7 protein-coding genes and 1 tRNA gene are annotated in these 6803 nt (G+C 65.3%); 2 read left to right on the forward strand and 6 right to left on the reverse strand.

Annotation, left to right across the window (positions count from 1 at the left end):
- Positions 1-449 (reverse strand): ATP-binding cassette domain-containing protein (locus EOB59_RS29565; RefSeq protein WP_245486810.1); only part of this gene is annotated, 449 nt, incomplete at its 3' end.
- 4 nt (positions 450-453) lie between these two features.
- Complete coding sequence (locus tag EOB59_RS29570; protein WP_127396386.1) at positions 454-1746, reverse strand: efflux RND transporter periplasmic adaptor subunit; 1293 nt, start codon at positions 1744-1746, stop codon at positions 454-456.
- A 101-nt stretch (positions 1747-1847) separates the two neighbouring features.
- Here EOB59_RS29570 and EOB59_RS29575 point away from each other — a divergent pair, with 101 nt between their 5' ends.
- Positions 1848-2756 carry a PhzF family phenazine biosynthesis protein gene (locus tag EOB59_RS29575; RefSeq protein WP_128289850.1) on the forward strand — a complete coding sequence of 303 codons (909 nt, stop codon included), beginning with the start codon at positions 1848-1850 and terminating at the stop codon, positions 2754-2756.
- Positions 2757-3100: 344 nt separating this feature from the next.
- Positions 3101-3176: transfer RNA gene (locus tag EOB59_RS29580), tRNA-Lys, on the forward strand.
- Positions 3177-3288: 112 nt separating this feature from the next.
- On the opposite strand, the gene EOB59_RS29585 is transcribed toward EOB59_RS29580, so the two are convergent.
- The 4 genes from EOB59_RS29585 to EOB59_RS29600 all read right to left on the reverse strand — a co-directional run bounded on the left by EOB59_RS29585 (position 3289) and on the right by EOB59_RS29600 (position 6795).
- Entirely contained in the window at positions 3289-3546 is a 258-nt protein-coding gene (locus EOB59_RS29585; RefSeq protein WP_127328952.1) for a hypothetical protein, read from the reverse strand.
- Between the two features lie 93 nt (positions 3547-3639).
- Positions 3640-4650 carry a nicotinate-nucleotide--dimethylbenzimidazole phosphoribosyltransferase gene (gene cobT, locus EOB59_RS29590; RefSeq protein WP_128289851.1) on the reverse strand — a complete coding sequence of 337 codons (1011 nt, stop codon included), beginning with the start codon at positions 4648-4650 and terminating at the stop codon, positions 3640-3642.
- 51 nt (positions 4651-4701) lie between these two features.
- Entirely contained in the window at positions 4702-5478 is a 777-nt protein-coding gene (gene cobS / locus EOB59_RS29595) for an adenosylcobinamide-GDP ribazoletransferase (RefSeq protein WP_127399295.1), read from the reverse strand.
- Positions 5479-5481: 3 nt separating this feature from the next.
- Positions 5482-6795, reverse strand: a complete 1314-nt coding sequence (locus EOB59_RS29600) for a cobyrinate a,c-diamide synthase (RefSeq protein WP_128289852.1) — start codon at positions 6793-6795, stop codon at positions 5482-5484.
- Positions 6796-6803 lie beyond the last annotated feature (8 nt).

Raw genomic sequence — 6803 nt, forward strand, 5'->3', positions numbered from 1 at the left:
CCGGACAGCTCGGCCGGCGTGTGGTGCTCACGGCCGACAAGGCCGACCTCCGCCAGCGCCTGCATGGCAAGGTCGCGGCGCTCGCGCGCGGCAACACCGCGATAGATCAGCGGCAGTTCGACATTTTCGGCTGCCGTGGTGCGGGCCAGCAGATTGTAGCCCTGGAAGACGAAGCCGACATAAAGGTTGCGCAGCATGGCGCGGCGGTTGCGGTCGAGCCGGCCGGCGTCGATGCCCATGAAGGAATAGGTTCCGGCCGTCGGCGTGTCGAGGCAGCCGATGATGTTCATCGCCGTCGACTTGCCGGAGCCGGACGGACCCATGATGGCAACGAATTCGCCACGCCGGATCGCTAGATCGACGCCTGCCAGCGCATGCACCTTGGCCTCGCCCTGGCCGTAGCTCTTCCAGACCTTGTCGAAGGTGATGAGGGTCGCGCCCGTAGCCACGGCATCAGCTCCGCTGCTGCGACGCGGTGATGATTTGTGCGCCTTCGTCCAGGCCCGAAATGATCTCGGTCAGTTCGCCGTCGGTGGAGCCGATCTTGACATTGACCGGGTGCGGACGCCCGTTCTCCAGCACGTAGAGCGTGCGCGAGCCGTCGGTGGGGACTGTGGCGGCCTGGCGCTGGCGATTGCCGCCGGGGCGCCCCATGCGGCCGGTGAACAGGTCGCTCAGGCTCCAGCCGCGGGCGGCCTGCTGCGCCGGGCGATAGCGGAAGGCGGTGGCGGGTACGGTGAGCACGCCCTTAGCCTGTTTTGTGACGACCGAAACGGTGGCGGTCATGCCGGGCCGCAGCAACAGCTCGTTGTTGTCGACCTCGAGCCGCGCATTGTAGGTGACGACGCCGTCGGTGGTGACCGAGGCATAGGAGATGTCGCGGATCTCGGCATCGAACGGCCGCTCGGGGAAGGCATCCACGGTGAAGCGGGCATGCTGGCCTGACTTGACCGCGCCGATGTCGGCCTCGTCGACCGCCGCCACCAGTTCCATGTTCCTGAGATCGGCGGCGATGATGAACAGCACCGGCGCCTGCAGGGAGGAGGCGACCGTCTGGCCGGGATCGACCGATCGCGTAAGCACGATGCCGTCGATCGGCGCATAGATGGTGCTCTTGGCAAGGTCGGTCTGCTGCGCCTTGAGGTCGGCCTGGGCGATGGCGAGGTTGGCCTGCGCACTGTCGAGGGCTGCCTTGGAACGGTCGCGCGTGGCGGTTGCTGCTTCAAGCGACTGGTCGGTCGCCATGCCGCGCCTGGTCAGTTCGGCGGCGCGCACAAGCGCCTTCTCGTTTTCGGCCAGCGTAACCGTGGCGTCCTCGACATTGGCGGCGGCGGCCTTGGCCGAAGCTTCGGCGCGCTCGATCTGGACTTCGAGTTTCACCGTGTCGAGTGTCGCCAGCACGTCACCCTTCTTGACCTGCTGGTTCTCCTCGGCCGAGACCGAGCGGATGATGCCGGACAGTTCGCTTGAAATGTCGACCTGGGTAAGGGGCTGCAACGTGCCGGTCGCCGACACCGCGACGGTGAGGTCCGCCTTGGCGGCAGGCACGGTGGTGTAATCGATCCTGGCCGGCGAGCCGGCATACCACTGATAGACGCCGAGCGCGGCAGCGAGCACGATCAACGCCAGCAGAGCATATAGCCAGCCGCGCCGGCGCGACTTTCGCCGACCCGTTCTGTCGAGCCCGAGCGCCGTCTCGATGGCGGAATCCGATTCCGTCTTTGGCAGATTGACAATCTGGTCCACGCTGGACCCCTATAATGCGCAATGTCCCTATCTGTGCACAGATCAGGCTTACTGGTTCAAATATCAAATTAAATTTCGCCCATGTTGGGATTGAGGCAGGAATGAAAACCCGGAATTACTTGCTCTACGATGTGTTTACGACCGAGCGATTGGCCGGCAATCCCTTGGCCGTCGTGCTGGACAGCAAGGGATTGGACACGGCGGCGATGCAGGCCATCGCGCGTGAGTTCAATCTGTCGGAATCGGTTTTCGTGCTGCCGCCGGACAATCCCAAGCACAAAAACCGCATTCGAATCTTCACCCCCGACTATGAAATGCCGTTCGCCGGCCATCCGACGGTCGGCGCCGCGATCGCGCTGGCCGAACTGGCGCAAGAGGGCGGCGCCGGCATCTTCGTGCTGGAGGAAAACATCGGCCCGGTGCGGTGTGCCGTCAGCAAGCATGACGGCAACACTTTTGCCGAGTTCGACCTGGCGAAGCTGCCGGAGCCGCTGAAGCTCGATGCCGATCCGGAGGCGATCGGTGCCGCGCTTGGGCTGACGCCGCATGAGATCGGCTTCGAGAATCACCGCGTCGCGTTCTGGTCGGCGGGCGTGCCCTACGTCACCATCCCGGTTGCCAATCTTGAGGCGGCGGGCCGCATCCGGCTGGACAACCAGGCCTGGTCGGAACTGGCGCCGCGCAAGAGCGAGTGGGCCTTCGCCAGTCCCTATGTCTACTGCCGCGAAACGGTGAACCACGAAAGCGCCTTCCATGTGCGCATGATCGTGCCCGGCACGCCTTCCTATGAGGATCCGGCAACCGGCTCGGCGGCAGCGGCCTTTGCCGGCGCCATCATGCATTTCGACGCGCCGACCGACGGCATTTCGCAGTTGTGGATCGAGCAGGGGCTGGAGATGGGCCGGCCTTCGCGCATCCGCCTCGAACTGACCGTGCAAGGCGGAAAACTGGCCTCGGCGCGCATTGGCGGCAACGCGATCAAGGTGGCGGAGGGCAAGCTTTTCGTGTGATCGCGCTACGGTCGTCATCCTAGGGCGGAGCAAGGAGCGAAGCGACGCGGCGCAGACCCTGGGATCCATGCCGCGACCGTCGGGCTGAATACCGACGGTGCAGATTGAGCGCACCTCGTCTACTGTTTTCAGCTCGCTAGCAGGCACATGTTTTCTGCACCGTTGCGTTCTTCGGTTGGCGTCCCGGCATGGATCCCAGGGTCTTCGCGACGGAGCTTTGCTCCTGCTTCGCCCAGGGATGACGAACCCCAGGAGCGATTTGTCGGGAAATGATTCCGGCAGGGCTGGACAGGACCGATGGTGGCGGCTATATGCCCGCCAACGCCGGTTTTTGCCGGCCGAGTGGGTGCGTAGCTCAGTTGGTAGAGCAGCTGACTCTTAATCAGCGGGTCCACAGTTCAATCCTGTGCGCACCCACCAAATTCCTAGAAGAGTTGGTGGAAAGACCCTGAAAGCGAGACGCGTTTGGCGCGTCTCGGGCAGGCTGTCTGACTGTGATTCTTTAACCGCGCTATCCGGATCTCGTGGCGATTCAGCCGCGTTGGAAAATGCGGCTCAGAAACCGGCCGAATCGAAAAGCATGGCTCTTTTCCCCGGCTGCAGCATCGCTGGCGCCAATTCCGTCTTTTCCCCCGGAGAAATCGCTGATGAGCCACCAGAAGAAGACCAGGAAGACAACGAAAATGCCGGTGTCGATCGGGCCATGACTTGAATAGCTGCTGTGACGGAACACAACAGCGACCGCCCCGGCGATAAACACCGCAGCCGCGGCAGGATGAAATTTCTTCATCTGCAAAATCTATTTGAGAATCGCCGTTACGGGAAGATGCGTCCTTTGTCGTGACAACGGCATCTTTGTCGGCCCGATACGGGGAATGAATAACTACTTCTCCGAAACGCCAGCCTCGGCAAAGCTCGCCATCCTTGCATGGCACTCCAGCGCCGAGCGGACGATGTTGACGGCCAGGCAGGCGCCGGAGCCTTCGCCGAGCCGCATGCCGAGATCGAGCAGCGGCGGCAGGCCGAGGGCTTCGAGCAGGCCACGGTGGCCCGATTCCGCCGAGACATGGGCTGCTATGGTGTGCGCGAGGGCGGTCGGGTGCAGCTTTGCCAGCGGGGCCGCGGCGGCGGTGCAGACGAAGCCGTCGAGCAGTACGGGTATGCCGAGATGCCGGGCGGCCAGCGTCGCCCCGAAGATGGCGGCGAGTTCGCGGCCTCCGAGTGCCGCGGCAATACCCAGCGGATCGGTGAGCGCTGCGGCGTGGCGCTTCAGCCCGGCTTCGATGGCGACCACCTTGCGCTTGAGGCCGGCATCGTCGACACCGGTGCCGCGCCCGGTCCATTTTTCCGCGCCGCCGCCGAACAGGGCTGCTGAGATGGCAGCCGCCGGCGTCGTGTTGCCGATGCCCATTTCGCCGAAGCAGATCAGGTCGAGATCCTTCGTCACGGCATCATAGCCGGCCGAGACCGCCTCCAGAAAGGCCTTCTCGTCCATTGCCGGCCCTTGTGTGAAATCGCCTGTCGGATGGTCGAGATCGAGCGGAATGACGTCGAGTTCGGCGCCGGCCATGCGGGCAAGCTGGTTGATGGCGGCACCGCCGCCGGCGAAATTCGCCACCATCTGCACGGTGACCTCGGAAGGATAGGCCGACACGCCTTGCGCGGTGACGCCATGGTTGCCGGCGAAGACGAAGACTTTTACGCGGTCGAGTTTTGGCATGTCGCGGCCCTGCCAGCGCGCCAGCCAGGCGGCGATCGTCTCCAGCCGGCCAAGGCTGCCTTGCGGCTTGGTCAGCGTGTCCTGGCGGCGGGCGACCGCATTGGCCGCGGCATCGCTGCCGGCCGGCAGGTCGAGGCAGGCGGCGCGCAATTCACTAAGGGATTTGAAGGGCATGGGGGCAAAGTCTCCGAAAAGGAATCAGGCCAAGAGAATCAGGCCAAAGGATCAGGAAAGCGCTACGGAAGCGACGAGCAGCACCGCGATCTCGCTTGCCTGCTGCAAGGCTCCGATCGTGTCGCCGGTCTGGCCATCGATCTGGTTGAGGCAAAGGGCGCGGAAAGCGGCAAACAGCAGGCCAAGCAGGATCAGCGCGAAGATGGCTCCGCCCAGTCCAAGCAGGAGCAGCGGGATCGCGCCGAGCACGGCGCCGGCGATGGCGGTTTCCTGCGAGACGGTGCCGGCATCGGCCGAGAGGCCATCGACCCGCGCTGAAGGCAAGAGATGCATGAAGGCGCCAAGCAGGCCGCGCGAGGCCGCGTGTGCGGCTATGAGGGCGAAGAGGGCCTGAGTGGGATCGACGAACTCCGACAGCGCGCTCCAGCGGATCAGCAGCGACAGGCCCAGCGCCGCGGCACCATATGTACCGATGCGGCTGTCGCGCATGATCTCGAGTTTGCGGCCGCGCGATTTGCCGCCGCCAAAGCCGTCGGAGACGTCGGATAGCCCGTCCTCATGCAGGCAGCCGGTGGTGAGCACGGTTGCCACGAGAGCAAGGGCCGCCGCTGGCCCCATGGCCAGGCCAAACCGTTCGGCCGTGGCAAAGACGATGGCGCCGATCAGGCCGACGACAAGTCCGGCAATGGGGGCTGCCCAGATCGCGGCGGCAAGGCTGCGGCCGCGAAAATCGAAGACGGGCAGCGGCAGACGGGTGAAGAAGACCAGGCATAGCGCGATGTCGTCGACAACCTGCCGCGGTGAAAGGGCCAGATTCCTGAACTTCATGCTCTAGCCTCTCGCAATCGCATGGAAAAAGGTGCCGCTGACATGGCCGCGCCGGTAGCCCGAGGCGCCGATCGGATTGCCCTGGCCATCGGCGAGGTCGGCCAGCGGCTCGTCATTGCCGGTAGAGGTCATCTGCGCATAGTGGAATTCGTGGCCACGGATCAGCGCACCTTGTGAGCCCAGCGGGCAGTCGGCGCGCAACCGCGCCTCGCGGTAGCCGAGGTTCATCTTGCGCCTGGCGAAGCTGGTGGAATGGCCGAGCAGGCCGAGCATCGCATGCGTGTCGCCCGATGCGTCCTCCAGCGCTTCGCCCAGCACCATGAAGCCACCGCACTCGCCATGGATGGGCTTTGCCGCGGCGAAGAGGGTCATCCCAGCGCGGAAATTCGCGGCGGCGGCGAGCTTGCCGGCGTGAAGCTCGGGATAGCCGCCCGGCAGCCAGCAGACATCGCAGGTCTCGTCGGGCGCTTCGTCGGCGAGCGGCGAGAACGGGACGATTTCCGCACCCGCCTTGCGCCAGTAGGCGGCGACATGCGGATAGAGGAAGGTGAAGGCGGCATCCTCGGCCAGTGCGATCCGCTGGCCGGGCGGCACCAGTGCGTCGGTGAAGCCGCCAGACGCCGGGGTGAAGGGTGTCGCCAGGGCCATGATCGCATCGAGGTCGAGCGATTTCTCCGCCATGTCGGCCAGCCGGTCGAGATGCGCCATCAGGTCGTCATATTCGCCGGCCTGGACGAGGCCGAGATGGCGTTCGGGCAGGTTCAGAGTGGGATCGCGCAGGATGGCGCCGACGACCGGCAGGCCGATCGCCTCGATGGCGTCGCCCGACAGCCGGCGGTGCCGCTCGCTGCCCAACCGGTTGAGCACTACACCGGCCATGCGTACATCCGGATCGTAGGTGGCAAAACCCTTGGCGACGGCGGCCGCGGTGGTCGACTGGCCGGAAACGTCGAGCACCAGCAGCACCGGCAGGCCGTAGAGCCGCGCCAGGTCGGCCGCCGAACCGGTGCGGCCGGGCGAGGCCGGAATGCCGTCGAACAGGCCCATGGCGCTTTCGAGGATGACGAAATCGGTGTCGTCGGCGGCTTGCGCGGCGAGTGCGTTGAGCAGCGATGGCGGCATCGCCCAGCTGTCGAGATTGACGCCGGACAATCCCGTGGCGGCGGTGTGGAAGCCGGGGTCGATATAGTCGGGGCCGGATTTGGCGCCTCGCACCTTCAGCCCACGCCGGGTGAGCGCGCGTAAAATGCCGATGGTGACGCTGGTCTTGCCGGAGCCGGAGCGCGGCGCGCCGACGATGATGGCGCGGGCCGTCATGCTTGTCC

The sequence above is a fragment of the Mesorhizobium sp. M7A.F.Ca.MR.176.00.0.0 genome, assembly GCF_004023165.1.
In the GTDB taxonomy this organism is placed as follows: domain Bacteria; phylum Pseudomonadota; class Alphaproteobacteria; order Rhizobiales; family Rhizobiaceae; genus Mesorhizobium.

Coding starts and splice junctions, on each gene's coding strand:
- EOB59_RS29575 (WP_128289850.1), top strand. CDS start 1,848: ATGAAAACCCGGAATTACTTGCTCTACGATGTGTTTACGACCGAGCGA.
- EOB59_RS29585 (WP_127328952.1), bottom strand. CDS start 3,546: ATGAAGAAATTTCATCCTGCCGCGGCTGCGGTGTTTATCGCCGGGGCG.
- cobT (WP_128289851.1), bottom strand. CDS start 4,650: ATGCCCTTCAAATCCCTTAGTGAATTGCGCGCCGCCTGCCTCGACCTG.
- cobS (WP_127399295.1), bottom strand. CDS start 5,478: ATGAAGTTCAGGAATCTGGCCCTTTCACCGCGGCAGGTTGTCGACGAC.
- EOB59_RS29600 (WP_128289852.1), bottom strand. CDS start 6,795: ATGACGGCCCGCGCCATCATCGTCGGCGCGCCGCGCTCCGGCTCCGGC.